A 26,002-nucleotide genomic window follows, 5' to 3' on the forward strand; every position below is an offset into this window, starting at 1 on the left:
ATAAGCCAGAATCTCAAATAAATTTAGGCTTAAGTTATCACCTATGAGCAGATTCGGGGAACGATAACGCCAGAAAAAAAATTACACTTTTCCCGTGCGAAAAACTCTGCCAATTACCTCTTCTATGGGCGGATCGGTAACAGTCAAATCTATCACTTCCAACTCCGCCAAAATCTTCGACACGCTCACCGTCAGCTCCTCCCTTTTGACCAAAAATCGGACTGAATTACCTTCAATTGATTCTACCTCGCCGTAAGCAAAAGCGCTATCTTTTGCTAGCGGTTCGGCTAATTTTACCTGAACTTCCCGATAAGGTGCAAATCTGTCGAGCAATCCGTCCAAACTGCCATCATAAACTAATTGCCCTTCATGAATTAACAAAACTCGCTTGCACAAAGCAGTAATGTCAGCCATGTAGTGACTTGTCAACAGCACCGTTGCTTGATAGCGATCGTTATATTCTCGCAGAAATTGCCTGACGCTAAACTGTGCGTTGATATCCAAACCTAACGTCGGTTCATCTAAAAATAATACTTCCGGTTGGTGCAGCAGCGCCGCCATTAATTCAGCTTTCATGCGTTCGCCTAAAGATAGTTTACGCACCGCCTGATTTAACTTGCCTTCTAGTGACAGCATTTCTGTCAATTCTCCGATTCGCCTCCGGTAATCTTTATCGGGAATGCCGTAGACTGCGGCATTGATTCGCAAAGAGTCGAGCACGGGTAAATCCCAAATTAACTGCTGTTTCTGCCCCATGACTAAGGTGATTTTTTGCAGAAAATCTGCTTGGCGGCGGAAAGGAGTACGATCGCACACACTGACAGTACCACCCGACGGATAAATCAAACCGGTCAGCATTTTCAGCGTCGTAGTTTTGCCCGCACCGTTAGCGCCGAGAAACCCCACCACTTCACCAGGTTCAATACTGAAAGAAACGCCCTCAACTGCTTTGACATTGCGGTAAGTGCGACTGAAAAAGTGCCGCACTGTTCCTTTCAGTCCCGGTTCTTTAATCGCTACCGGATAAACTTTGCTCAAGTCTTCAACTAAGATAATTGGCATCGGCTCAACTTTTAACTTTTATTTTAATCTGCAAAGCGCGATCGCCCTTGTGCCAAAATGGAGCAAGCTGTCTCCTAGGGTGTAAAGTGCGATTAGTCGATCGCGCTTTGCAGAAAAAGTAACTTGGTTCTGGCGCACCCTACCAAGCTGTAGAATATTCCAATATCTCCATTATCGCATCGCACAAAATTTACAACTATGGTACTCACGCCAGATAATTCAGGCATCTCTCGCTTGGTAGGAGACAATACTCCTGAAAATATTACACTCGCCCCAGGACAACTTGCTAGTTTTCCTGGGGGAGTTTGGATGCTGGGCGGTAATGATACAGTCAGGGGCGCGTCAGATGCAGAAAGGATTTTCGGCAACGATGGTAAAGACAGTCTGTTAGGCGGTGCCGGCGATGATTCTATTTACGGCGGCAAAGCTGATGACGATGTTTTGGGAGAAATTGGCAACGATTTCTTGACAGGGGATAGAAATAGCGATTTCGTTGATGGCGGTGCGGGAAATGATTTGCTGCGCGGGGGGCAAGGTGTTGATTTGTTAGTCGGCGGTGAGGGTAACGATACTTTAATTGGCGACAGAGATGTCGATATTTACAAAGGAGGTGCGGGCAGCGATGTCTTTGTTTTTCGAGTCGATCAAGCGGGAATTAAATCCGTTGGCATTGAACTGCCTGACGCGGTAATTGTGGACTTTGATAAGTCGAGCGATTCCATCGGAATTAGTGTAGCTTTTACCAGCAGCAATATCTCCTTTGAACAAGTAAATTATAGCTTGAACGATCCGAGACTGCTGCTGATAGATCCTGCAACTATAGCGGGGGGAACGAGTTTGTTAGCCAAGGGCGGCATCTCGCAGCAAAGTCTCGATCCCGATGGCAACGGCCGCGTGGAAGCTACTAATATTAGATTTGGTTTTACTAATGCTTTGTTGGGTACTGTGTTGAACGTGACCCCAGCAGATTTAACCGGTCGTTTGATTAATGCTAGTTCTCTCCTGTAATTTGTAGGTGTAGGGTGCGAATCAAGCACCTTACTAAACTTGAATTAAATAAATCCAACGTTAATAATGAAACCGCAGATGTCAGGCAGATGCAACCGACGATTAACGCAGACGATTTTCAGATAATTGGGAATGAATGCAATGCAAGTCTACTAATGACTAATGACTAATGACTAATGACTAATGACTCTCACAATTTGCCCTTTTCCATTGCCCACTGCATCAAACCGGGGAATAACCGATAAGCTTCCGACGCCAAAAAGGCAGGCCCGACGGTAACTTCTGCACGCTTGTTATTAACAGCATCCCAAATAGCTTTAGCAACATCTTCAGGCTGGCTTGCTCCGGGAGATTTCAGCATTTCGCTCATTTGCTGGCGGCGCAATTCGACTGCCGGTTCGTCTCGATCGCGAAATTGAGCTCTTTCCAAAAAATCGCTGTTAATCAAGCCCGGATGCACGGCCGAAACGTGAATGCCTCGGGGCGCCAATTCCAATCGCAAAGTTTCTGTCAAACCGGTTACTGCATATTTGCTGGCGCAATAGGCAGTCATTTGAGGTAAGGGCATTTTGCCGCCAATGGAACCAACATTGACAATTGTACCCGTTTTTCGTGCGAGAAAATGTGGCAAAAGTTCTTGAATGGTGTTAACGCAGCCCCAAAAATTGGTATTCATTAATTGCTGCCAATCTTCAGAGGTGGTTTGCTCGATCGCCCCTGCGAGACAAATTCCAGCATTATTCACCAAAACATCAATGTTTCCACAGGCATCTAGGGCTTTTTGGACGATCGCCCGCACTTGTTGAATATCGCCCACATCCCCCGCCACAGCCACAGCCGAAGTGCCTTCACGCTGCACCTGAGCCGCTGCTGCTGCCAATCTCTCCGGCTCCCTAGCCACCATCACCACATCGTAACCTTTACGGGCAAATAACAGTGCCGTTGCCTTGCCGCTTCCTTGAGAAGCGCCTGTAATCAAAACTGTAGGAGCCATAGATAGTTGTAAGTTGGGAGTTGTCAGCGTTAACTGCGAGATTAACTGATTGTTACACATTTTTCTATTAAAAAGGTGGGGCTGGGGGCGATCGCCCCCAGCCCCTACCCTCGGCTGATTACCAGAAATAATTGGTTGAAAGCCTCTCCGTTTTAGGGAGAAATTAAAAGCAGACGATTCATTACTCCAATCCTCGGACTTCCAGGTAGAGGTTGCTGTCACAGGTCAACTGTCACAGGTCAACTGTCAACTGAATGAAGTAATTCCTGACTCTTTTAAATCACCAAAAAATCATTTGCTCGCAACAGCCCGGTGACTCCACTGACATTTGCCAACACTGAGCCTGTCGCAGCAATTTTGATCGCATTTCCACCAGCAGTCTGGGTAATGTCTAACTGTCCGAAGCTCAAGCCATTGCCAAGGATAATCTTATCGCTATCGGTGTCAAAATTGGCGATCGTATCGATACCACTTTCAGGATTTAACAAAAAGCGATCGCTACCTTCTCCTCCGATGAGAAAATCGTCGCCTATGTCGCCACTCAGGAAATCATCTTGCAAACCGCCTATCAGAGTATCATTGCCCTTCCCACCATAAAGAGTGTCATTCCCTTCTCCTCCATCTAAACTGTCAGCATCATTGTTACCAAACAAGAAATCTTCGCCGTTAACTCCCAGCAAAGTATCAGTGCCTTTGCCACCATACAGAGTATCATTGCCACTGCCGCCGTTGAGGGAATCATTTCCTTGATTTCCATGAATCCAATCGGCGCCTCCCAAACCGGAAATAGTATCATTTCCTGCCTTTCCAGTAATCGTATCGCTGTCAATGCCACCTGTAATAGAATCATCGCCTTCTGTGGGGAAAAACTCACCGGGAGAAGGGGTACTTACCTCAAGTTCACCAACAGTAACTGCACCGCCAGACCCTGAAGATTGCGGGTTTTGTCGAATTTGGGAATCTAAGCGATCGCCCGTGTTTTCAGTGACTACACTTTGAATGGTTTTAGTGCCTGCACCCGCTTCCTTTAAATCTTTGCTAGTTTCTCCGAGGGTGACTTTTTGGACGTTAGCAATTTGGAATGGAATTGCACTAGGAAGATAGTTGAGGACAACTTTGTCAGTGCTTTGATTTGCCTCAGCCATCACCTTAGCAGCATCCGGTGCAACTTGAGAAATTTTCTGAGTGTTAAGATTTGGATCGATTTCTTTTGTGCGATCGGCTGCTTTGTTAATAATGGTGGTTAACTGTGCGGGATTGCTCAAATCAAGACTACCACCGCTTTGAATTTGACTGTTTACTGCGCTGACGACAGCCTTAGTAATATCAGCCGTAGAAGCAGTTGATGCACCGTCAATTAAACTCGCAGTTTGAGTAATGACATTTTGCACCTTTGTCATCGCCACTAAAGTTTCAACACCGCCCGGTTGATTATTTTGACTAGCTGCGATCGGATCTAACTCAGTCAAAGCAACATTAGCAGGAAGAGAAAGTGCTGTTTTGACTTTTGCTTCAGCTTCCGACGGTGGCACACCTTGGTCAATTAAGTTTGTTACCAAAGTCGTTAACAGCGTCACAACAGTCGCATCAACAGGTGCAGAAACAGGCGTTTCTAATGGCAAACCAGTAGCAGTATCCGTGCCACCAAAAACCACAATATTGCCTTCTGCTGGGTCGATTTCGCCATTTTTATTTTTGTCGAAAGTCTCGAATGGTACTTCCAGATCGTATTCACCCTTGCTATCAGTTTTGGCTGAGGGTTCGCCGGCATCAAGAACCCCATTTTTGTTAGCGTCTAAAAAGACAGTCGCATCGGCAATATAACCGTCAATAACTACACCTGACTTCTTAAATTCAAACGGTATAATGTCGCTAGCAGTTGCACCCGAAGAGTCTTTCGCCGTTAATTTGACATTAAACTTTTTCGGCTGAGGCTTGTCGGCACTGAAAGTACGGGTATCTGGATTGAAAGTCAGCCAATTTGGTAGTGGACTGCCATTTTCTAAAGTTGCCGAGTAAGTAAGTTTATCGTCGAGATCGGGGTCAGTAAATGTGTTTTGGGGAACAGTATATTCAAACTTCGATCCCTTGACATTCACGTTACCAAATTTCCACGGAGTTGTATCCTTACCTTCATTGAGTTTTGGTGGAGTGTTAGTGTAGGTATCTTTGTTAGTTACCTTAACATCGGCTGCATTAAGACTGTTGTAATTGGGGTCGGTACTTATAGCAGGGGAAGTGAGAATTTGGTAATTTTGAGCGCCGTCTTTTTTCTTGTCATCAACTCCTTTGACTGTGACAGTTTTGGGTGTACTCCAATTATCAGGAGTGAAGCTTAAAGAAACTGGAGAAATTGTTCCTTCTGCTACATTGGAACTGATTAAGTCAATAGTCACATTGGCCGTAGGTTGGCTGTTGAGTTTGACGGTGAATTTGTCTGTACCGCCGTTTTCTGTGGTCGTTAATCCTGTTGTTGGACTGACAGTAATACCAGCCGCAGGAGTTGGAGTTGGAGTTGGAGTTGGAGTTGGAGTTGTAGTTGGAGTTGGACTTGTAGTTGGAGTTGGAGTTGTAGTTGGAGTGGGAGTTGGAGTTGTAGTTGGAGTTGTAGTTGGAGTTGGAGTTGTAGTTGGAGTTGGAGTTGGAGTTGGAGTTACCGTACTGCTGGCGGTATTAGTGAGGGTGATATCAGACGGATTTAGTTTGTCGTATTTTTTATCAGCACTAACAGCGGGTTGGGTAATGATTGTGTAAATTTTATCGCCGTCATTTACCTTGTCGTCAACTCCTTTTACCGTTACAGTTTGCGGAGTATCCCAAGTAGTAGGAGTGAAATTCAGAGAAGCTGGAGAAACTGTTCCTTCTTTTTTATCGGAACTACTTAAACCTATGGCTACAGTAGCAGTTGGCTTGCTGTTGAGTTTGACGGTAAATGCGGCCGTTCCCCCTGCTTCTGTAGTTTTTAATCCCGATGTCGGAGTGATAGTAAAACCAGCAGGTGTTCCAGTCGCTGTTGGTGGTGTTGGAGTAGGGGTGGCAGTAGGCGAAGGTGCTGGTTTTGATGTGTCGGTAAGCGGACTGGTATCGTTGATTAAAATTCTCAGGTTTCCAAAATTGTGGCCGGCGATGTCAGGTTTTTTATCTCCGTTAAAGTCGGCATATACAGGATCTAGTCCCGTCCAAGGAATGTCGGTATAAGTGTTGAATTTGCCGCTGTTATCTCCCCACAAAATGAAGTTGGACAGCAAATCTCCGACTACTAAATCATTTTTGCCATCAGCATTAAAGTCTAATACTTGAATTGAGGAAGGGCCGAGTGCTCCGTAAAAGCTGGTTGCTGTACCAAAATTGCCTTTGCCGTCTCCCAAAATGACGGAAATGTCATTGGAATAGTAGTTGGCTGAGGCGATGTCTATTTTGCCGTCTCCGTTGACATCTCCGGCCGCAATAGCGGTGGGATATTTCCCTAGATTAAAGTTGGTAGCTTTGCCAAATTTTCCAGTGCCATCTCCCAATTTCACGGAAATATTTGTTGAGTATTGGCTGGCAGTAGTTAAGTCTATTTTGCCGTCTGCGTTTACGTCTGCCCAAGCTATGGAAGAGATGTCTGTTGTGATATCAATAGCCTGGGCTTTGCTAAACTTACCCGTACCGTCTCCCAAGAGGACGGAAATTTTGTTATTCGTATAGTCTACAGGGGCTAAATCGAGTTTGCCGTCACCGTTGAAGTCGATCGGATAGATGACATTAAATGGTACTCCCACATCAAAGTTGGTGTAAGAAGTAAAGCTGCCTTTACCGTCTCCCCACAAAATTGCAATTTTGCCAGTAGTGTAAGTAGTGGCTAATAAATCTGTTTTGCCGTCACCATTGAAATCTCCGCTGGTAAAGTCGTAGGAGAATTCTCCCGTAGAGGTGTAGTTGCCAAGGCCGAATTTACCTGTACCGTCTCCTGGTAAAATACCAATTTCAGTCGAGAGCAAACCTAGGGTTGCTAAATCTGTTGTGGTGTCGCCGTTAAAGTTTCCTGCGGTGACATTTACGGTATATCTACCTTCATCGAATTCTGTTACTTTGAATGGGGTAGCCATAGTTGATTCTCCTGATTGATTTTGGGTTTTATTAATTTTTAAGATGAATTAGAAATGCTCGCTCGCCCGTTTCATTTCTCGCACTTAAGATGCTACACCAAGTATTTTTCAAAGTCAATTCATAAAAGTCATGACTTTGAGTTCATAAAAATCATATTTGTAAAATTATGTTGCAAGCGCTAGACAAAATCGACAATCTAAGAAAATCCCAAATCTAAAATCTAAAATAGTTTGTTCGCACTGTTATAGTGCAGGTAATTGGAGTACATAGAAAGCGGAGGTAGAGACACCGCACCTTGCCTTCCGTCGTGTCAACAAACACGTCAAACGTAGTGCTGGTCTTTTGTCTGGCGATTAAGGCTCTTCTCCCCCCGGCGCCCCCCGAACCAAGGGGGGGACAGGATTCTTCTCTTTCGTCAACCCCTACTCCCCTACAACCAGGGGAGTAGGGGTCGAGTAGGGGGTATGCGAGGGGGATCGGGACTCGGCTATAAAGGAGAGATACAAAGGTTTTCGGGGTTAAATTGACACGACGAAAGGCACGGCGCCGTGTCCCTAAGAGTTATATCGCTCTTGAGTGCAATTCATAAACGCGGGATCTGCTGTTAATTGTTTCAGTCACTGAAGTTTTGACTGCAAACCTATGGTTTGAACCTACAATCCCTGAACCGAAATAATCGGACCTTGAATCTGACTCGGCGTTACACCTTCAACAAAGCCTACTACATCTCCCGAATTTCTGACTTTGATTAGAGTACCTGAAGTGCTTTAGCGGCTATCGGTTTAGCAAATTTGGCGATAAGAAGCTGCTTAAAGAAGCTGGAAATTCAATCTGTAATGAGATTGCTACATCAGATGTATTGTCGCCAATTACTTGCGGTAATCCTGATGGGTATACTTTTACAACCATAAAATACTTTCCTTATCAAATCTTGTAATTAAGACGATAAAATAAGCGACTTTTAAAGTCAATTCATAAATTTCATATATCGATTTCATAAAATTCATAATTTTGAGTGAATAAAAATCCTATTTGTCAAAATGCGATCGCACGGAACCATACCATAGATTACTTGGGGCGCTCTCAAAAAAATACTCTAAGGGAAATTTAAATGAATATTCCGAAAAAACCGCCGAATTGGTCGATCGCCCTATTGTTAATTATCGGCGTTTTGGCCGTCTCAACCTCATCGATCTTAATCCGGCTAGCGAACCAGAAAGCAGGCGCGGGCGGCCTCGGTTTCAGTCTGGTACTCGCCGCTTCTCGCTTGACTTTATCTGCCTTAATTCTGCTTCCGGCTTGGCCGAAAATTCAGTGGAAAGCCCTACAACCAGGAGCTCGGCGCTATGCTGCTGCGGCTGGTTTGTGTCTCGCCCTGCACTTTGCTCTCTGGATTACCTCACTGTCTTATACTTCGATCGCAGCTTCAACAGCCCTCGTTACCACAAATCCCGTTTGGGTAGCGCTCTTGGAGCGCTTCTGGTTTGGCGAAAAACTCAGCAAAATGTCGATCGCTGGCATTACTATAGCTCTTGCAGGGGGAATGGCGATCGCCCTCGGGAGTGCGGGTGCAGCGAATGCGGGGAACAGTCAACTGCTGGGCGATTTCCTTGCTCTGGCTGGTTCCTGGGCTGTCAGCTTGTATTTGCTGCTGGGCCGGGAAGCTCAACGGCGGGGATTGGGAATTGGCGGTTATATCGCGATCGCCTATACTGTTAGTGCGATCGTCCTGCTGCCTCTTCCCCTCGCCTTCGGCACCAGTTATGCGGGCTATCCGAACATTGTATATGTGTATATTTTGTTGACGGCAGCCTTGCCTCAATTAGTCGGCCACACCATTTTAAACTGGGCCGTCGTGCGGATTTCCCCAACTCTGGTAACTCTTGCCATCTTGTTTGAACCGGTTGGGGCGAGTTGTTTGGGTTATTTGCTGTTTGGGGAAGTGCCCGCCCCGGCGGTACTCGCAGGTGCTGCGGTACTGCTGTTGGGCGTAGCAACCGCTACCGTCGGAGCCAAAAAAATCACAGTCAACAGTTAACAGTTTTCAGCATTGCCACTAAGGTTGGCGTGAGTCAGAATAAAACAGATTAGGGCTTGAAGACACAAATAACTCATCAGTGAAATATCGGCTCAAAACTATCAAATGTCAGACTAATGACGGCAGGACTAATGACGGCAGGACTAATGACTCAAGATACTCGGGTGCCTTTCGGAGAATAAAATTATGCTCCCAGAACAACTACAGCGCATTATCGGCTACTTTCTCGAAGAAGCCACAGAACACATCCAAATCATCGAACAAGGCTTGCAGGGCTTGCAAAACACCGTGCAAGCTCCCCAAAGGATACACCAGCTCATCCGAGCCTCGCACTCGATTAAAGGGGGAGCTGCTATGCTGGGATTTAGCAGCATTCAGCGCATAGCCCATCGTTTGGAGGATTATTTAAAACTGCTCAGAGAATGTCCGATCGCGATTGATAAGAGGCTGCAATCGCTGTTAACCGAAGTTTTTGACATTTTAGCAGCCCTCGTGTATAAGGTTTCTAAGAGTTTTGGGCTCAACCACGAAGACGCAAACCAAATGCTGTCCCTCGCCGAACCGGTTTTTGACGAACTCGACGCTTACCTGAGAGTGCTGATCCCCACTCGCGTGACTGTGAGAGCTACTACCGACGAACACATTCACCTTTTCTCCGGTTACTGCACCTCCCGGGGGGAATTTTCCTCCGCGATTGCGTCGCGCGTCGGTTTGCTCGGAGGCACTATTACGCGCCACGAGCACGAAGGCGATGGCATACGCCTTTATATTGACATTTACCTGCCGCCTTACACCCGGAGCGAAAACATCCGCCAAGCTGTGGAACTCTCAGGCGCTATTATCGGTACTGTGCAGACGCAGCGGGACTTTTCGCTGCTCGCTGCGGATTATCCGGTTTACCAAAGTGCGATCGAACCTCCGGCAATTTGCACCGGATGCCGCTACTATTACGGCAGAAGCGACGGCGGCCACCTGCTCAACTGCACGATCCATCCCCGCGGCCCGGAAGATGAAGATTGTCGCGATCGCGAACCGGAATAAGGGTTATAAAATTAAGATTGCGAACCAGGATTAGCCACCAAGGAAAATTTTAGAAAAAACCAATATTCTCCCTGAAACTTTTGACCTAGCCCGCTATCAAATTCTTCTTTCTTCCTTGTTCACGCTATCCTATTCCAAGTTCTTCTTTCTTCCGACTTCCTTCTTCCTTCTTCCTTCTTCCTTCTTCTAAAACTTCCCTAAAAGCTGATACCGCAACTCGAATTAATTGCATCATGCTCGCCGGATGTCCCAAGGCCCAGATATTGATAGCCAGACAAGTGATTCCCATAACTAACAAGATGTATGTCGGAGGCATTACTACCCCGATCGCGAACCAGGTAAAAACGTGAAATATCATTGCTGTAGCCCAAAGGCTGGCCGCAGCCGCAGACGCCCAAACTTGCATTCGAGGTCGGTTTAGTCCTGTCAAAATCCCTGTCTGCAAAGTAGTCAGCAAGTTGGCCGGAACTAAAAAGGCACAGATAGCTATGCAGTGGGCATGAGAAAACTCAGTAACTGTATTGAAGTCGAGCATCAGTCTAATTGTCGGGCCTGTTGGATATACTTAAAGAGCTTAACGTGACTTGACTTTCAAGTCTTGTCACCCTTACCTTAACTTAATATTTTCGTCACCTTGCCGCTCTGAAGACGCATTTATCTCCCCTTTTTCGTGCTGGTCAAATATTACCACAATAATTAAACTTGTGGAAAAATATTAAAACGACTTGAAGAATGGCCACAATTGCTGCGATAATTAATATCGGGGAGCGCTCCTATAGAAGAGCCAAGTCAGTAAAATATCTAGAAGGCTGGCACTGCTCTAGCAGCAACACAACGGCCGGGTGATTTTCGACTCAATCATTTTCGACTCGCTGATTGTCGGATGATTGATTGTCAGCCGGAGTAAAGGGCCAGAGCCGTTAGGCGATCGAACCATATATAGCAGTTGACCTGTGACCTGTGACAGTTGACAGTTACATAGTACGGGAATCAAACCGTTTATGCTGTGGGTTCTCGTCTGCATTCATGGCAGTTATTTATGCCCTCACGCCATGTGCCGGTTGCTATAAGATTATTATTGAAAAGCCACTTTTAGCGAAAATCTAAAATCGATAGAACCCAAAGAGAAATTTTACAGCGGAAAATACAGACAATGGATGGACAAATCACAATCCCAGCACTCGAAGAAGTTGACTTGACAAACTGCGACAGAGAACCCATTCACATATCGGGGCACATTCAGCCCCACGGGGTTCTCCTGGTTGTACGAGAACCTCAACTAGAAATACTGCAAGCCAGTGAAAATACGCAAGATTTGTTAGGCTTCGATGCCAAAAGTGCGATCGGTCAAGATTTAAGCTTATTATTCGATCTAACTCAGCTAGAAAAACTCAAGGCCTGTTTGCAGAAGGAAAACTTAAAAACCGTCAATCCCATTAAACTGTCTGTCCAAAGAGCAGGCAAATCTTTAGAATTTGACTGTATCCTCCACCGAGTAGAAGGATTTTTGATAGTCGAGTTAGAATTGGCAACCAATACAGAAAATATTTCCGTCTTTAGCTTTTATCATTCAGTGAGAGCCACTGTCAGCCAAATTCAAAGCGCCAAAAATCTCAAGGAATTATGTCAAGTGACTGTAGAACAAGTCAGGAAAATATCGGGATTTGATAGAGTTATGATCTATCAATTTGATCCCGAAGGTCACGGCGCTATAATCGCTGAAGACAAAGCAGAAAACCTGAGTCCTTTCTTAGGATTAAACTACCCCAGCTCAGATATTCCCAAACAAGCCAGACAACTGTATTCGTTAAATTGGCTGAGGTTGATACCAGATATTAATTATCAACCCGTTCCCCTCGTTTCAGGAAACAATTCTGTTACCAAAGGGCCCGTAGACCTCAGTTTCAGCGTATTGAGAAGCGTTTCTCCCATTCACATCGAATACCTGCAAAATATGGGTGTGACAGCTTCGATGTCAATCTCGTTAATCAAAGATCAAAAACTGTGGGGATTGATTGTTGGCCATAACTATACACCAAAATACCTCAACTATGAATTGCGGGCCGCCTGCGAATTTATCGGGCAAGTAATGTCTTTAGAACTGCAATCCAAAGAAGGAAACGAAGACTACGATTACAAACTACACTTAAAATCTATTCAAACCAAGATTTTTGAAGACATATCTACCTCGGACAACTTGTCAGAAGTGTTGGTTAAATGTCAGCATAATTTGCTGGAAGCAGTCAACGCCCAGGGAGCAGCAATAGTATTTGGAGAAAATTGCTATCCAGTCGGGGAAACACCTCAAGGAGAAGCGCTCAAATACTTAACTAAGTGGGTGCAAAATAACCTAAAAAAAGAAATATTTTATACAGACTCGCTGGCCAAATGCTATCCTGAAGCTGAGGAATTCAAAGACACGGCCAGCGGGTGTTTGGCCGTAGCAATATCGCCGACTCAGAAAATATACGTTTTGTGGTTTCGCCCGGAAGTAATTAAGACGGTAAATTGGGCGGGAAACCCCAACAAATTAGTTCAAATAGATGAAGATGGCAGCCACCGACTGTCTCCTCGGAAATCCTTCGAGCTGTGGAAAGAAAATGTGAGGTGCAAATCGTTGCCTTGGAAACAATGCGAAATAGACGCTGCATTGGAACTGAAAAAAGCAATGATTAATATAGTGCTGCGCCAAGCCGAAAAACTCGAAAAATTAAATACAGCACTAGAAGCATCAGTCGCCAGAGAACGCGAAAAAACTGCTCATTTAAAAACAGCGATGTACGAGCTTCAGCGGACGCAAACTCAATTGGTACAAAGCGAAAGAATGTCAAGTTTGGGACAGTTGGTGGCGGCCGTAGCTTATGAAGTGACTAACCCGATTAACTTCATCTACGGAAATCTTAGCTATGCTGACGAATATACTCAAAAACTCATCAATTTATTGCAGCTTTACGAGGAACATTACCCATCGCCTTCGCCGGAAATTCAAGCTGAAATAGAAGCAGCCGAAGTAGAGTTTATAGTCGAAGACTTGCCGAAGTTGCTGGGTTCAATGAAAGTAGGAGCTAACCGCATCCGCGAGATTGTTCAGTCGCTGCGAAATTTCTCTAGAATTGACGAAGCCGAGATTAAAGAAGTTGACATTCACGACGGATTGGACAGCGCTTTGCTGATTTTGAGCAACCGACTCAAACCGAAGCCCGTGAAGCAAAGCTATCCCGTAGGGAATCGCCCTGCAATTCATCTCATCAAAGAATATGGCTCTCTGCCTTTGGTTGAGTGTTACGCAGTTCAGATCAACCAAGTATTTATGAATGTACTGACAAATGCAATTGATGCTCTAGAAGATGCCTTTGTCAACAAAAATTTATCGCCGCACTGCGGGTACGAAGAAGAGCCAGCCAAGAGCGGACAAATTCGGATCGTGACTGAAGTTTGTCCTGGAGAAAAAGCCGTAGCAGTTCGGATAAAGGACAACGCTTGGGGCATGGCAGAAGCCGTTCGCCAGAAAATATTTGAGCCGTTTTTTACCACAAAACCGGTGGGCAAAGGTGCGGGGATAGGTTTGGCAATCGGCCGCGAAATTGTGGTGGAACAACACGGCGGCCAATTGAGCTGCATTTCAGCCCCCGGAGAGGGAACCGAGTTGATTATTGAAATTCCCTTGAGCCAAACTTATCCTAAACCCAATGTCAAGTGAAAAAATGGAGTATCTCAGTTTTGCTTTTAAGAGTGCGAGCTCTTAAGCTCGCGAGTCTTTTACAGTGCGAGCTCTTAAGCTCGCACTGTAAAAAAAATGCTTTTTGCAAAAATGATATGCTCCCCCAAAAAGTGCGCTCATCGCCCAAAGGCACAAATCTAAAATTCGATTAAAATACAAAAGCAGCTAAGTAGATTTGAGCCAACTCTGAGGAAGCGACTGTGACTGAAAAAAATACCGCCCAATGGGATGCCGGCAGATTTGTCAAAACCTTGGCTTATTTCGGCGTCATTCCCTTCATTGGCAGCATTAGCTGGCTGCAACAAATGTTCGGAAGCAGCAGCAACAGTAAAAAAGACCAACCCAAACTAATACTGGTAGCCGGTGCCACCGGCGGCGTCGGGAAGCGAGTTGTCAAGCGGCTGCAACAGCGGGGATATCAAGTCCGCTGTCTCGTCAGAGATACCAAAAGAGCAACAGAAATTATCGGCAAAAATGTCGAATTAGTCGAGGGAGATATCACTATCGCCGAGACGCTAACACCGCGAGTAACCGAGGGAGTAGAAGCAGTTATCTGCTGCACTGGCACTAAAGTTCAACCAGTAGAAGGAGACACCCCAACTAGGGAAAAATACTATCAAGGCATCAAGTTTTATATGCCGGAAGTTGTGGATGTTCCCGAAATAGTCGAATACAAAGGCCTCAACAATTTAGTGCAAGCTGTTCGCAGCCAGCTAATTAAAGCCGGCGAAAAAACTATTTTCGACTTCACAAAACCCAGCCAAGATTTAAAAGAAACTTGGGGCGCCCTCGATGATGTTGTGATGGGCGGGACTAGCGAAAGTGCGATCGTACTTACAGACAGTACAGCTATATTCACGGGCAATGTTTCCACCGCCAACTCCGGCGGCTTTGCTTCCGTGCGCACCCGCAACTTCGATCCTCCGGTCAATCTCGCAGGATTTAGCGGCCTCCTGCTGCGGGTCAAGGGGGACGGTAAGCGGTACAAGTTGATCGTGCGCAGCGAGGCTAAATGGGATGGAATTGGCTATTGCTATTCGTTCGATACTGTTTACAATACCTGGATTACTGTGACGGTTCCCTTTGATAAGTTGATTCCAGTATTCCGCGCCAAAACTGTGAAGGATGGCTCGAAATTCGATCCGAGCAGTATTTATTCTTTTCAGTTAATGCTGAGCAAGTTTGAATACGATGGCGCGCTGAATCCGAAATTTACACCGGGTGTTTTTCAACTGGAATTAGAATCTATTAAGGCTGATGGCGGGCAGATTTTGCCGCGATTTGTGATGGTGAGTTCGGCTGGAGTTACTCGCCCGGGCCGCCCGGGAATTAACTTGGAGGAGGAACCGCCGGCTGTCAGGATGAATGATATGTTGGGGGGAATTTTGACTTGGAAGTTGAAAGGTGAGGATTGCGTGCGATCGAGCGGCATACCTTATACTGTTGTCAGGCCTTGTGCTTTGACTGAAGAACCGGGCGGCAAAGCTTTGATATTCGAGCAAGGAGATAATATTAGGGGCAAAGTTAGTCGGGAAGATATTGCGGAATTGTGCGTGCAGGCTTTGGAACAACCGCAGGCTTGCAATGTTACTTTTGAGGTGAAAGAGGGGGAAAATCCTGGTTCTCCGGGAGATTGGGAGGGTTTGTTCTCTGGGGTGAAATAGGTATTGTTTGTAGGGCTGGGTTTGGTGCGTGCAATGGGATTTGGTGCGCGTTTCTTAAGCCCTAGATCCCCCCTAGCCCCCCTTAAGAAAGGGGGGGACAGGAAGTATTCTTGCGTCAACCCCTACTCCCCTGGTTGTAGGGGGATTTAGGGGGATCAAGATTTGGATAAAAGCGAGATTTATCAATGGCTTTCTTCATAATTTGACACCAATGGTGCGCAGTGCGTACCCTAAAAATGCGAGTTACTGAGTTTAGTTTGATGCACCTAAGAGTACCAGGAGAACCACTTACCAATTACCACCCTTCGGGTTCGCTCTTGGGGCAAGATTACCAATTACTAATTCCCAATTATTATGTATTTGAATTTTTTCCGTCGCTATTCGACGCCTTATTTGTTTTTGTTTCCGGCTTTGTTTATTTTGAGTTTGACTGTTTTGTGGCCGGCGGTGCAAGCTTTTTATTTGAGTTTTACTAATTACGAATACGATCTAACTCAAATGCCGCAGTGGGTGGGTTTGAAGAATTTTTACAGGTTGTGGGGCGATCGCACTTTTTGGGAAACTTTGACCAATACGCTGCTGTATCTCGCCTGTGTTGTGCCTGTATTGGTTGTTCTGCCGTTGGGAATGGCGATTTTGTGCAATCAAAAGCTGCGGGGGATGAACTGGTTTCGGGCAGCATATTACACGCCGGCGGTGATTTCGATGGTTGTCGCCGGGATTGCTTGGAAGTGGCTGTTTGCTGAGACTGGATTGCTGAATCAGTTCGGAGAATTGTTGGGTTTGCCTCCTGTTTCTTGGCTGGCCAATCCGAAGGTGGCAATCTTTAGTGTGATGGCAGTTACTGTCTGGAAAGGGTTAGGTTATTACATGGTAATTTATTTGGCTGGGCTGCAATCAATCCCGGCAGAACTTTACGAGGCGGCTGCGATTGACGGTTCGGAAGGTTTGCGGAAACACTGGGATATTACTGTGCCGCTGATGAAGCCTTATTTGGTCTTGGTGGCGGTGATTTCGGCGATTTCTGCTACTAAGGTTTTTGAAGAAGTTTATATTATGACTCAGGGCGGGCCTCGCAATAGTTCTAAGACTGTTGTTTATTATCTTTACGAACGGGCTTTTAAGGATTTGGAAATTGGTTATGCTTGTACGATCGCCCTGGTGTTGTTTTTGATGATTTTGGGTTTGTCGGTTTTGCAAGTTAGCCTTCAGGGTTTGGCCCGCAATGATTAGTTGACAGTTGACAGTTGACAGTTGACAGTTGACAGCTTGCGCGCTCGCGAAGTCGAAGGGTTGACAGTTGACAGTTGACAGTTGACACTTGACTTGACAGTTGTCACGAAGGAATTCGTCAAGCGTGAAGTCGTCAAGCGTGAAGTCGGAAGAGTTGACAGTTGACCCGGGGATAGTTGACAATCAAAAATCTTCAATCCCCAATCGAAAATCCAAAATCCAAAATCTAAAATCGTTTGGCAGTTGACAGTTGACTTGACAGAAGAAAGAGGGAAGAAGATTAAGAAGGCGTTACAACCGCCCGGTGTTGCTCATGTGATATTAAGCACAGTATATGTCGGTAATAATATGCAAGTACAAATCGACTTAAATATTAAGCTAAATAGCCAATGACAAAGCTGTGAGCTTTGTACTAAGGTTGAGTAGATCTCGGGATTTTTGCCGATCGCCCGCGCCCATCACCCCTCTAACACACGCGATCGACTCCCGTCAACAGCACAACTCCTGCAAATTTGCTGCAAACCCTGTGAATTCAAATTGATTAAACTATGATTTTGCTAACAGGCTATCAAATCACCGAACAAATTTACTCTGGTGTCAATACTGTGATTTATCGGGGAACATGGCAAAAACACAATTTGCCAGTCATCGTCAAAACCCTGAAAAGCGAGTATCCAACTCTGGAAGAGATTACCCGCTTGAGACACGAATATAAAATCAGAAAAAATCTGAGAAATCTTGAAGATATTGTCAATTGCTACCGCATAGAAACTCATCAGAATGGTGTGGCGCTGACATTAGAAGACTTTGGCGGCTTGGCTTTATCTAATTTTTTAACTGCAACCAAAATCAACTTAACACAATTCCTCGAAATTGCCGTGCAGCTAGCCCAAAGTTTGGGTAATATTCATCAAAACCACATAATTCACAAAGACATAAAACCCCACAATATCATCATCAATCCAGAAACCTATCGGGTCAAAATTACCGACTTCAGCATCTCCTCGCGCTTGGTTCGAGAAAACGCAACTCCCAGCTATCCCAATTTGCTCGAAGGCACGTTAGCTTATATTTCGCCGGAACAAACTGGTAGAATGAATCGCGCAATTGACTACCGCAGCGATTTCTATTCGTTAGGTGTCACTTTTTACGAGATGCTGACTGGTGAATTGCCGTTTAGCGCGATCGACCCTTTAGAATTAGTTCACTGTCACATCGCTAAAATCCCCCCCGCGCCCCGCACTTTGAACCCCGAAATTCCCGAAGCAATCTCTGCCATCGTGATGAAATTGTTGGCGAAGACGGCGGAAGACAGGTATCAAAGCGCTGACGGGCTGAGGTTTGACCTCGAAACTTGTCTCGCTCAACTGCTTTCTTGCGGCAATATATCTGATTTTACTGCCGGAAATGCCGATCGAGCCGGTCAACTCCTCATCCCTCAAAAACTCTACGGCAGAGAAGCCGAAGTCGCTGCTTTACTTGCCGCCTTTAACCGAGTCAGCGGTGTAGAACCCCCCCAACCCCCCCTTGTTAAGGGGGGGCTTTCGGAGGGAATTCCCCTTGTTAAGGGGGGGCTTTCGGAGCGAATTCCCCTTGCTAAAGGTGGGCTTTCGGAGCTTTCTTCACCCCCCTTAGCAAGGGGGGCAGGGGGGGTCGAAATGATCCTGGTTTCCGGTTACTCCGGCATCGGCAAATCCTGCTTGGTAAATGAAGTTCAAAAACCCATTGTCCGGCAGCGCGGCTACTTTATTAGCGGCAAATTTGACCAATTCAAGCGCAACATTCCCTATGCTTCCCTGATTCAAGCATTCCAGTCATTAATTCGGCAGTTGCTAACAGAAAGCGCAGCATCTATCCAGACTTGGAAACAAAAATTGCTAGCCGCTTTGGGAACCAGCGGGAAAGTTGTCACAGACGTGATTCCCGAAGTCGAACTAATTATCGGTAAACAGCCGGAAGTCCCAGAATTGGGGCCGACAGAATCGCAAAACCGATTTAATCTGGTGTTTAAACAATTCATTAGCGTGTTTACCGCCCAGGAACACCCGCTAGTAGTTTTTCTCGACGATTTGCAGTGGGCAGATTCCGCATCGCTAAAATTAATTGAACTGCTGGTGACAGATTCAGACAGCAAATATTTGCTGCTAATTGGAGCCTATCGAGATAACGAAGTCAGCGCCACCCATCCGCTGATTCAAACTATCGAAAATATTCAAAAAACTGGGGTAGGAATGCCCCAAAGAGTCAACAATATTGTTCTCGCTCCCTTAGATTTGGGTCATGTCGAACAATTAATCTCCGAAACTTTAAAAAGCAGTATTTCCAAAAATGTCAAACTTTTAGCAGAGCTACTTTTCAACAAAACCCAAGGAAATCCATTCTTTCTAACTCAGTTACTGAGAACTCTTAATCAAGAAAATTTGTTAGTTTACGATTTTCCATCCGGTGCGTGGCAGTGGGATATCGGGCACATCCAAGCAATCGGGATTACTGACTGCAATGTCGTAGAGTTAATCGCTCGAAATATTCTGAAATTGCCCGCTGCGGCGCAGTCAGCCTTAAAATTAGCTGCCTGTATTGGCAACCAGTTTAATTTAGAAGTGCTGGCAATTGTCAGCGAAAAATCTCAGAAGGAAACCGCATTAAATCTCTGGGATGCTCTTCAGGCGGGTCTGATTTTGCCGCTGAGCAACGATTACAAAATTCCGCTGGTTTTTGAGGGATCGGAAACGGGGCTGTCTGGGCTGCAAGATGTGCGGGTTGATTACAAGTTTTTGCACGACAGAGTGCAGCAAGCAGCTTATTCTTTAATTCCCGATGCCGAAAAGCAAGCAACGCACCTAAAAATTGGTCAATTGCTGCTCAACAATACTCCCGCCTCCGAGATTGAAGAAAATGTCTTTGATATTGTCAACCAACTGAATTTCGGTGTTGAATTACTCGCAGAAAAAGTAGAAAAAGATGAACTAGCAAAACTGAATCTCATCGCTGGAAAAAAGGCTAAAGCATCCAATGCTTACGAAGCTGCTGTCAGATATTTGAAGGTCGGTTTGGAACTCATTAACTCCCTTGGCGTAGTAAGTGAAACAAAGTCAAGTTGGCAGACGGATTATGACTTGACGCTGAGTATTTACGTAGAAGCAGCGGAGGCGGAATATCTCAATACTAACTTTGGGCGATCGCAAGAATTAGCTGATGTCGTGTTGCAACAAGCCACTACCAGGCTCGACAAAGTTAAGGTTTACGAACTCCAAATCCAGTCTTATTTGTCTCAAAACCAGATGATTGAAGCCATCGATACTGGTTTAAAAGCTTTGGAAATATTGGGATTTACCCTGTCGGAAATCCCCCCAGAGGGCTTGGCTGGAATTAAGTTACCTCAGCTTGATGAACTAGAAAACATTCCGATAATAACTGATGGCTATCAGTTGGCCGCAATGCGGATACTCTCGGCTGTTGTTGCTCCTGTTTTTATGGCAAAATCAGAACTCTTGCCGCAGATCGTATTCACAATGGTCAATTTTTCTATTGAACGCGGTAATTCAGCACTTGGGGCGATCGCTTATAGTTGGTATGGCTTGCTGCTGACTGGGGCATTAGGAGAGATTGACGCTGGATATCATTCTGGACAGCTAGCTTTGAAGCTATTACACCAATTCAATGCTAAACAACTTAAATGCAAAGTTTACAATATGTTTAACACTTTTCTCCGGCACTGGAAAGAACACGCCCGGGAGACAATTGCACCCTTAATAGAGAGTGTTCAAAGCGGTTTAGAAACGGGAGATTTATTATTTACCAGTTATTCTGCTTCAAACATTTGTGCGGCACTGTTTTGGATGGGAGAACCGCTAGAAAGTTTAGAAGAAAAACAACTGCAATACTTCACTTTAGAACATAATCTCAAACAAGAAACTTCGATGGAAGTGCTGGGTATCTGGGGGCAAGTTGTTGTAAATTTGCGAGATATCTCCGCGAATAAATCTCAATTAATAGGTAATAAGTTTAATGAAAAAGAAATGTTACCTCGGCTGCAAAGAGCTAATAATTATATGTCACTTTTTAACATTTATTTGGCTAAAATGCTGCTTTTTTACTTGTTTAAAAAATACAAACCATCAGTTGCAAACGCATCTTTAGCTGCGGAATATGCACAAGCAGCAATTGGCTTCATCATGATCGGTACGCACAATTTTTACTATTCCCTGGCCCTGCTTGCTGTGTATCCAACTGCGGACAGTGAAGAACAAGAAAAACACTTGACGCAAGTAGCAGCAAATCAGGAAAAAATGCAGAAATGGGCGCACCACGCACCAATGAATTATCAGCACAAATATGAGTTAGTTGAGGCCCAAAAAGCGCGGGTGTTGGGAGAAAAAGACCGGGCGATTGATTATTACGATCGCGCTATCCAACATTCCCGCGAACAGGGATACATTCAGGAAGAAGCTTTGGCTAATGAATTAGCCGCTGAGTTTTATCTGTTGGCGGGTAGGGAGAAAGTTGCTAAGGTTTACATGACTGACGCTTACTACGGTTATATCCGCTGGGGTGCGAATGCTAAGGTTGCTGATTTGGAGGAACGGTATCCGCAGTTGATTGTACGGATGCCGGAAAGTGAAAGTTTAACAAGTAGCAGCCCGACTCTGACTGTAACTTCTGCAACCGTTACTGGTACTCACAAAGCTTTGGATTTCGCTACTGTGATGAAAGCATCTCTTGCTATCTCCGGCGAAATTGTCCTCGATTCTTTGCTGGCAAAAATGATGCGGATTTTGCTGGAAAATGCGGGGGCCCAAAGTGGGTGTCTGATTGCGCCAAAAAATGGTGAATTTGCGATCGAAGCTGCGGGAGAAGTTGGCGGCGATGTGCGGGTGCTCTCAGGCGCGGGCTTGGATTGTGCGTATCCGCGATCGGTAATCAATTTTGTCGATCGCACTCTCGAAGATATTGTCCTGCACGATGCCCGCAGCGAGGCAATTTTCAACAGCGACCCCTACATCGCCGAACACCAGCCCAAATCGGTGTTGTGCGCGCCGATCGTCTATCAAGGCAAATTAACGGCTATCCTTTATTTAGAAAACAATTTGATAACGGGCGCTTTTACTCCCGATCGCTTGGAAGTATTGAAGCTGCTTTCTTCCCAAGCTGCGATCGCCCTGGAAAATGCCCGCCTTTACGCTAACCTAGAAACTGCCAACCAACAACTAGAAGAATACAACTTTACCCTAGAAGCAAAAGTTAAAGAACGCACCCAAGAATTACACGAAAAAAATGCGCTGCTTTCGGAAGAAATTCAAGAACGCCAAAAAGCCGAAGCCGCCGCCCGAGATGCCAGCCGCGCCAAAAGCGAATTTTTAGCTAACATGAGCCACGAATTGCGAACCCCCCTCAACGGCATTTTAGGTTACACTCAAATCTTCAATCGCGACAAACATTTGACCTCGCAACAACAGGATGGGATTCGCGTTATTCACCGCTGCGGCGAACACTTGCTCGCTTTGATAGAGGATATTTTAGACCTTTCTAAAATCGAGGCGAGGAGAATGGAACTCGTGCCGACAGAGTTTGATTTTCCCGATTTTCTTCAAGGCATAACTGCCATTTGTAGCATCCGGGCAAGTCAAAAGAACATAGCTTTTAATTGCGAATATCTTTCGGATCTCCCCAGTGCAATCTCGGCGGATGAAAAGAAGTTGCGGCAAATTTTGATTAATTTAATTGGCAATGCTGTTAAGTTTACTGAAAGGGGAGGCGTTACTTTTAAGGTTTCAGCAGTGGATTTTGCAAGGGATGGAACCCGGACTGAAGTCCTCACTACGAACCTTGATGGAACCCGGACTGAAGTCCTTACTACGAACCTTGGGAGGACTGAAGTCCTTACTACGAACCTGAGGATTCGGTTTCAGGTTGAAGATACGGGAATTGGGATTGCTGCTGATGAATTGCCAAAGATATTTGCACCTTTTGAACAGGTGGGCAATACCCGCCGCCATACTGAAGGAACAGGCTTGGGATTAGCAATCAGCAATCAATTAGTGGAGATTATGGGCGGCGAATTGAAAGTAGAAAGCACTTTAGGCAGAGGTAGCATTTTCAGCTTTGAGTTGGATCTGCTAGCAGTTGACAGCCCAAAGACCAATAAAAAGTATTCCCCAAAAAATATCAAGGGTTTCAAGGGTACTAATAAAAAACTTTTGGTGGTGGACGATCAGTGGGAAAATCGCTCTGTTTTAATTCACCAGCTCCAACCCTTAGGTTTTGAAATAATTGAGGCTGCTGACGGTCAAGATTGTTTGAATAAAGCCCGCGAATTTCAACCGGATTGTATCTTGATGGATTTGGTGATGCCAGTGATGGACGGATTTGAAGCAATGCGGCAAATTCGCAAGTTGCCGACATTTAAAAATGTGGTAGCAATTGGCACTTCTGCTAGCATTATGGAAACGGAAAAGCAGGAAAGTTTAGCAGCAGGATGCAATGCTTTTCTCCCCAAGCCAATCCGGGCTGATGAACTTTTAAATTGCTTGCAAGTTCATTTGGAGTTAGAATGGATTTACGACGAGTTGCAGGACGAAAATGCTGAATCTGAAGATGGCGACAACCAATCTCAAATTCAGCATCAAGAAATAATCGCTCCCGGGCCAGAGGAAATGGCTGTACTCTTTGAATTAGCGATGATGGGTGACTTAGGAGGAATTCAAAAACAAGCAGAAAATTTGGCAAAAATCGATGTTAAATATCTCTCTTTCGCCACCCACCTGAATCAATTAGCTAAAAACTTTGAAGAAGCAAAGATTTTAGAATTCGTAGAACAATACAGGAATCAATGAAAATATGAGCATTTTACCTTGGGAACAGAGCGTTATCTTAATTGTCGATGATAACCCGAATAATTTGGCAGTGCTGTTTGATTTTTTGACTGAATCTGGGTTTAAAGTGTTGGTGGCGCGGACGGGGGAGAGCGCTCTCAAAAAAGCTGAATACTCGCCGCCGGATTTGATATTGCTGGACGTGCTGATGCCGGGAATAGACGGGTTTGAAACTTGCCGGCTTTTGAAGGCCGGCGATTTGACAAAGGAGATTCCGGTGATTTTTATGACGGCGCTGGATGAGACGGAAGATAAGGTGAAAGGATTTAGTCTGGGGGCTGTTGATTACGTTACTAAGCCGATTCAAAATGAAGAAGTTTTAGCTCGGGCTAAAGCGCATTTGAGCATCCGCAAGCTGAATCAAAAACTTCAGGAGCAAAATGTTCAGATGCAGCAGGAAATTGTCGATCGCAAACTCGCTCAAATTAAGTTGGAACAACTGGCTGCTGAGTTGGAAAAACGGGTAGAGGAGCGCACTGTTGAACTTTCTCAAGCCAACCAGCGGCTCCAGGAAGAGGTGAACCAGAGGCAGCAAATACAGGAGAATTTGCAGAAGTCCCTGCACGAGCTCCAGCACGCTCAATCGCTGTTAATTCAAAGCGAAAAAATGTCGGCTTTGGGGCAAATGGTGGCAGGAATCGCCCACGAAATTAACAATCCGGTAAATTTTCTCTGCGGCAATCTCAATTATGTTCGCGATTATACTGAAGATGTGCTCGAGGTGCTCAATCTTTACCAACAGCACTATCCCGATCCCGCACCGGAAATAACATCAACAGCAGAAGCGGTAGAGCTTGAATTCATCAAGGAAGATTTGCTGAAAATGCTAAGTTCGATGCAGGTAGGCGGCGATCGCATTCGCGATATAATTCTGTCTCTGCGGTATTTTTCGCGGCAAGAAGGGCGGGAAATGCAGCCGATTAATATTCATGAAGGTATTGACAGCACGCTGATGATTTTGCAAAATCGGCTGAAATTTAAGGCGAACCGTCCCGCGATTGAGGTGATTAGGGAGTATGACTCCGATTTAAAAAATGTAGAGTGCTGCGGTGGCGAGATTAATCAGGTATTTATGAATATTTTAGCTAATGCGATCGATGCGATCGAAGAATCATGCAGTCAAAAAACTTTGGAGGAAATTCAAGCAAATCCCTACCAGATTCGGATTTGTACGAAAGTCAGCAACTCGAACACGGCAATTATTAAAATTTATGACAGCGGGCCGGGAATCAGCGAGGAGTTGTGCGATCGTATTTTTGACCCGTTTTTTACAACAAAGCCGATCGGCAAAGGTACGGGAATCGGCTTGTCAATTAGCTGGCACATTGTCATAGAAAAGCACGGCGGCAGTTTGCGGTGTTGTTCGACACCGGGCCAAGGAACCGAATTTGCGATCGAGCTTCCTATTCGACAAAAAGTGCGAGAAATGGCCGCCTCAGGTTCCAAAATAGGAGGCCGCTAATCATTGGTGTCAACTTAAGACTAAAATTTATGATAAATCTCGCTTCGACACGAGTCTCCATCCCCCTCGCATACCCCCTACTCCCCCGGATAGTCGGGGGACGAAAGATGCTCTTGTCCCCCCCTTAAGAAGGGGGGTTAGGGGGGATCGAAGCCTAATCGTCAGACAGTAGACAGGTACTAAATTTGAGCTAGTTGTTGACACCAATGGTGCGCCGTCCGCACCCTACATATAGAGATTCTGGGTAAGAACTGTTATAGAAAAAGTGGATAGAAACCGGGTTTTTTGCGACAATACTCAGTGCACCCAAAGAACTAATAAAAAACCCGGTTTCTCAGCCTAAAAAATCAGTTTCAAACTGTAACAAATAAATCTAAAAATCCGGCCGTTCCTGATAATCTTCCGCAGAACTAGGGTCTAATTCCCAGCGACTTTCATCTCGGCGATCGAGCATATCTGCTGTGTGCAAAATAGCTGATTCAGGCATTTCTATGCCCGCAGCGGCTCCGAGTTCGTCAACAATATCTTGGTCGGGAGTTGGAGCGCTTCCCCCCACCAATTCCTCGCCAGTAGCACTTTCTTGTTCCGCAGCAGCATCGCCATCCCCGCCGCTGACTTCAGAACTGCTCGAACCGTATTCCGAACTGCTGTCGTTCAGGGTTGTGATGTCGTCTTCGCTCAATCCCGGTTGCTGGATGACGCCGGTGCCGTAAGATTCGGTAATTTCTTGAGGCAAATCGCCGGAATTATCGCGCTCTTCTGTTGCTTTATTAGCTCGTTTCTTTTGCTGTGCCACGATACTTGCTCCTGAGTTT

General features: G+C 45.5%; 13 protein-coding genes. 8 read left to right on the forward strand and 5 right to left on the reverse strand.

The genetic code is table 11. The annotated features are described in order from the left end of the window. Nucleotides 1-81: 81 nt before the first annotated feature. Nucleotides 82-1,062, reverse strand: coding sequence for an ABC transporter ATP-binding protein (locus tag QUB63_RS21130; RefSeq protein ID WP_332947268.1), 981 nt, complete (start codon nucleotides 1,060-1,062; stop codon nucleotides 82-84). Between the two features lie 198 nt (nucleotides 1,063-1,260). Here QUB63_RS21130 and QUB63_RS21135 point away from each other — a divergent pair, with 198 nt between their 5' ends. Beyond that, the gene (locus QUB63_RS21135) at nucleotides 1,261-2,070 is read left to right on the forward strand and encodes a calcium-binding protein (RefSeq protein WP_332947269.1); all 810 of its coding nucleotides are present in this window, start codon (nucleotides 1,261-1,263) and stop codon (nucleotides 2,068-2,070) included. Between the two features lie 190 nt (nucleotides 2,071-2,260). Here the strand turns inward: QUB63_RS21135 and QUB63_RS21140 are convergent, their stop codons facing one another. Both QUB63_RS21140 and QUB63_RS21145 read right to left on the reverse strand, forming a co-directional pair. Continuing rightward, nucleotides 2,261-3,286: an SDR family NAD(P)-dependent oxidoreductase gene (locus QUB63_RS21140; RefSeq protein WP_332947270.1), complete on the reverse strand. Its 1,026-nt coding sequence runs from the start codon at nucleotides 3,284-3,286 to the stop codon at nucleotides 2,261-2,263. A 53-nt stretch (nucleotides 3,287-3,339) separates the two neighbouring features. Further along, a complete protein-coding gene (locus QUB63_RS21145; protein ID WP_332947271.1) occupies nucleotides 3,340-7,155 on the reverse strand; it encodes an FG-GAP-like repeat-containing protein in 3,816 nt (1,271 codons plus the stop codon). A 1,112-nt stretch (nucleotides 7,156-8,267) separates the two neighbouring features. Between QUB63_RS21145 and QUB63_RS21150 the strand changes: the two genes are divergently transcribed. Together QUB63_RS21150 and QUB63_RS21155 are read left to right on the forward strand one after the other, a co-directional pair. Next, the gene (locus QUB63_RS21150) at nucleotides 8,268-9,194 is read left to right on the forward strand and encodes a DMT family transporter (RefSeq protein WP_332947272.1); all 927 of its coding nucleotides are present in this window, start codon (nucleotides 8,268-8,270) and stop codon (nucleotides 9,192-9,194) included. Between the two features lie 186 nt (nucleotides 9,195-9,380). Further along, nucleotides 9,381-10,235: an Hpt domain-containing protein gene (locus QUB63_RS21155; RefSeq protein WP_332947273.1), complete on the forward strand. Its 855-nt coding sequence runs from the start codon at nucleotides 9,381-9,383 to the stop codon at nucleotides 10,233-10,235. Nucleotides 10,236-10,359: 124 nt separating this feature from the next. Here QUB63_RS21155 and QUB63_RS21160 read toward each other — a convergent pair whose 3' ends face one another. Next, complete coding sequence (locus tag QUB63_RS21160) at nucleotides 10,360-10,770, reverse strand: hypothetical protein (protein WP_332947274.1); 411 nt, start codon at nucleotides 10,768-10,770, stop codon at nucleotides 10,360-10,362. A gap of 618 nt (nucleotides 10,771-11,388) precedes the next feature. Here QUB63_RS21160 and QUB63_RS21165 point away from each other — a divergent pair. The 5 genes from QUB63_RS21165 to QUB63_RS21185 all read left to right on the forward strand — a co-directional run bounded on the left by QUB63_RS21165 (nucleotide 11,389) and on the right by QUB63_RS21185 (nucleotide 25,187). After that, complete coding sequence (locus QUB63_RS21165; RefSeq protein WP_332947275.1) at nucleotides 11,389-13,935, forward strand: ATP-binding protein; 2,547 nt, start codon at nucleotides 11,389-11,391, stop codon at nucleotides 13,933-13,935. Nucleotides 13,936-14,156: 221 nt separating this feature from the next. Continuing rightward, a complete protein-coding gene (locus tag QUB63_RS21170) occupies nucleotides 14,157-15,620 on the forward strand; it encodes a CIA30 family protein (protein ID WP_332947276.1) in 1,464 nt (487 codons plus the stop codon). A 354-nt stretch (nucleotides 15,621-15,974) separates the two neighbouring features. Continuing rightward, a complete protein-coding gene (locus QUB63_RS21175) occupies nucleotides 15,975-16,853 on the forward strand; it encodes a carbohydrate ABC transporter permease (protein WP_332947277.1) in 879 nt (292 codons plus the stop codon). A gap of 548 nt (nucleotides 16,854-17,401) precedes the next feature. Next, nucleotides 17,402-23,686, forward strand: a complete 6,285-nt coding sequence (locus QUB63_RS21180) for a hybrid sensor histidine kinase/response regulator (RefSeq protein WP_332947278.1) — start codon at nucleotides 17,402-17,404, stop codon at nucleotides 23,684-23,686. A gap of 4 nt (nucleotides 23,687-23,690) precedes the next feature. Next, nucleotides 23,691-25,187: a hybrid sensor histidine kinase/response regulator gene (locus QUB63_RS21185; RefSeq protein WP_332947279.1), complete on the forward strand. Its 1,497-nt coding sequence runs from the start codon at nucleotides 23,691-23,693 to the stop codon at nucleotides 25,185-25,187. 373 nt (nucleotides 25,188-25,560) lie between these two features. Here QUB63_RS21185 and QUB63_RS21190 read toward each other — a convergent pair whose 3' ends face one another. Next, nucleotides 25,561-25,983 (reverse strand): DUF6335 family protein, encoded by a 423-nt coding sequence (locus QUB63_RS21190; protein ID WP_332947280.1) that lies wholly within the window; start codon nucleotides 25,981-25,983, stop codon nucleotides 25,561-25,563. Nucleotides 25,984-26,002: the final 19 nt, after the last annotated feature.

The organism is Microcoleus sp. ARI1-B5, assembly GCF_036705795.1.
Classification (GTDB): Bacteria; Cyanobacteriota; Cyanobacteriia; order Cyanobacteriales; family Microcoleaceae; genus Microcoleus.

Excerpts from the sequence above, each read along its gene's own strand:
- QUB63_RS21130 (WP_332947268.1), bottom strand. The coding sequence starts at position 1,062 with ATGCCAATTATCTTAGTTGAAGACTTGAGCAAAGTTTATCCGGTAGCG.
- QUB63_RS21135 (WP_332947269.1), top strand. The coding sequence starts at position 1,261 with ATGGTACTCACGCCAGATAATTCAGGCATCTCTCGCTTGGTAGGAGAC.
- QUB63_RS21145 (WP_332947271.1), bottom strand. The coding sequence starts at position 7,155 with ATGGCTACCCCATTCAAAGTAACAGAATTCGATGAAGGTAGATATACC.
- QUB63_RS21150 (WP_332947272.1), top strand. The coding sequence starts at position 8,268 with ATGAATATTCCGAAAAAACCGCCGAATTGGTCGATCGCCCTATTGTTA.
- QUB63_RS21155 (WP_332947273.1), top strand. The coding sequence starts at position 9,381 with ATGCTCCCAGAACAACTACAGCGCATTATCGGCTACTTTCTCGAAGAA.
- QUB63_RS21160 (WP_332947274.1), bottom strand. The coding sequence starts at position 10,770 with ATGCTCGACTTCAATACAGTTACTGAGTTTTCTCATGCCCACTGCATA.
- QUB63_RS21165 (WP_332947275.1), top strand. The coding sequence starts at position 11,389 with ATGGATGGACAAATCACAATCCCAGCACTCGAAGAAGTTGACTTGACA.
- QUB63_RS21175 (WP_332947277.1), top strand. The coding sequence starts at position 15,975 with ATGTATTTGAATTTTTTCCGTCGCTATTCGACGCCTTATTTGTTTTTG.
- QUB63_RS21180 (WP_332947278.1), top strand. The coding sequence starts at position 17,402 with ATGATTTTGCTAACAGGCTATCAAATCACCGAACAAATTTACTCTGGT.
- QUB63_RS21185 (WP_332947279.1), top strand. The coding sequence starts at position 23,691 with ATGAGCATTTTACCTTGGGAACAGAGCGTTATCTTAATTGTCGATGAT.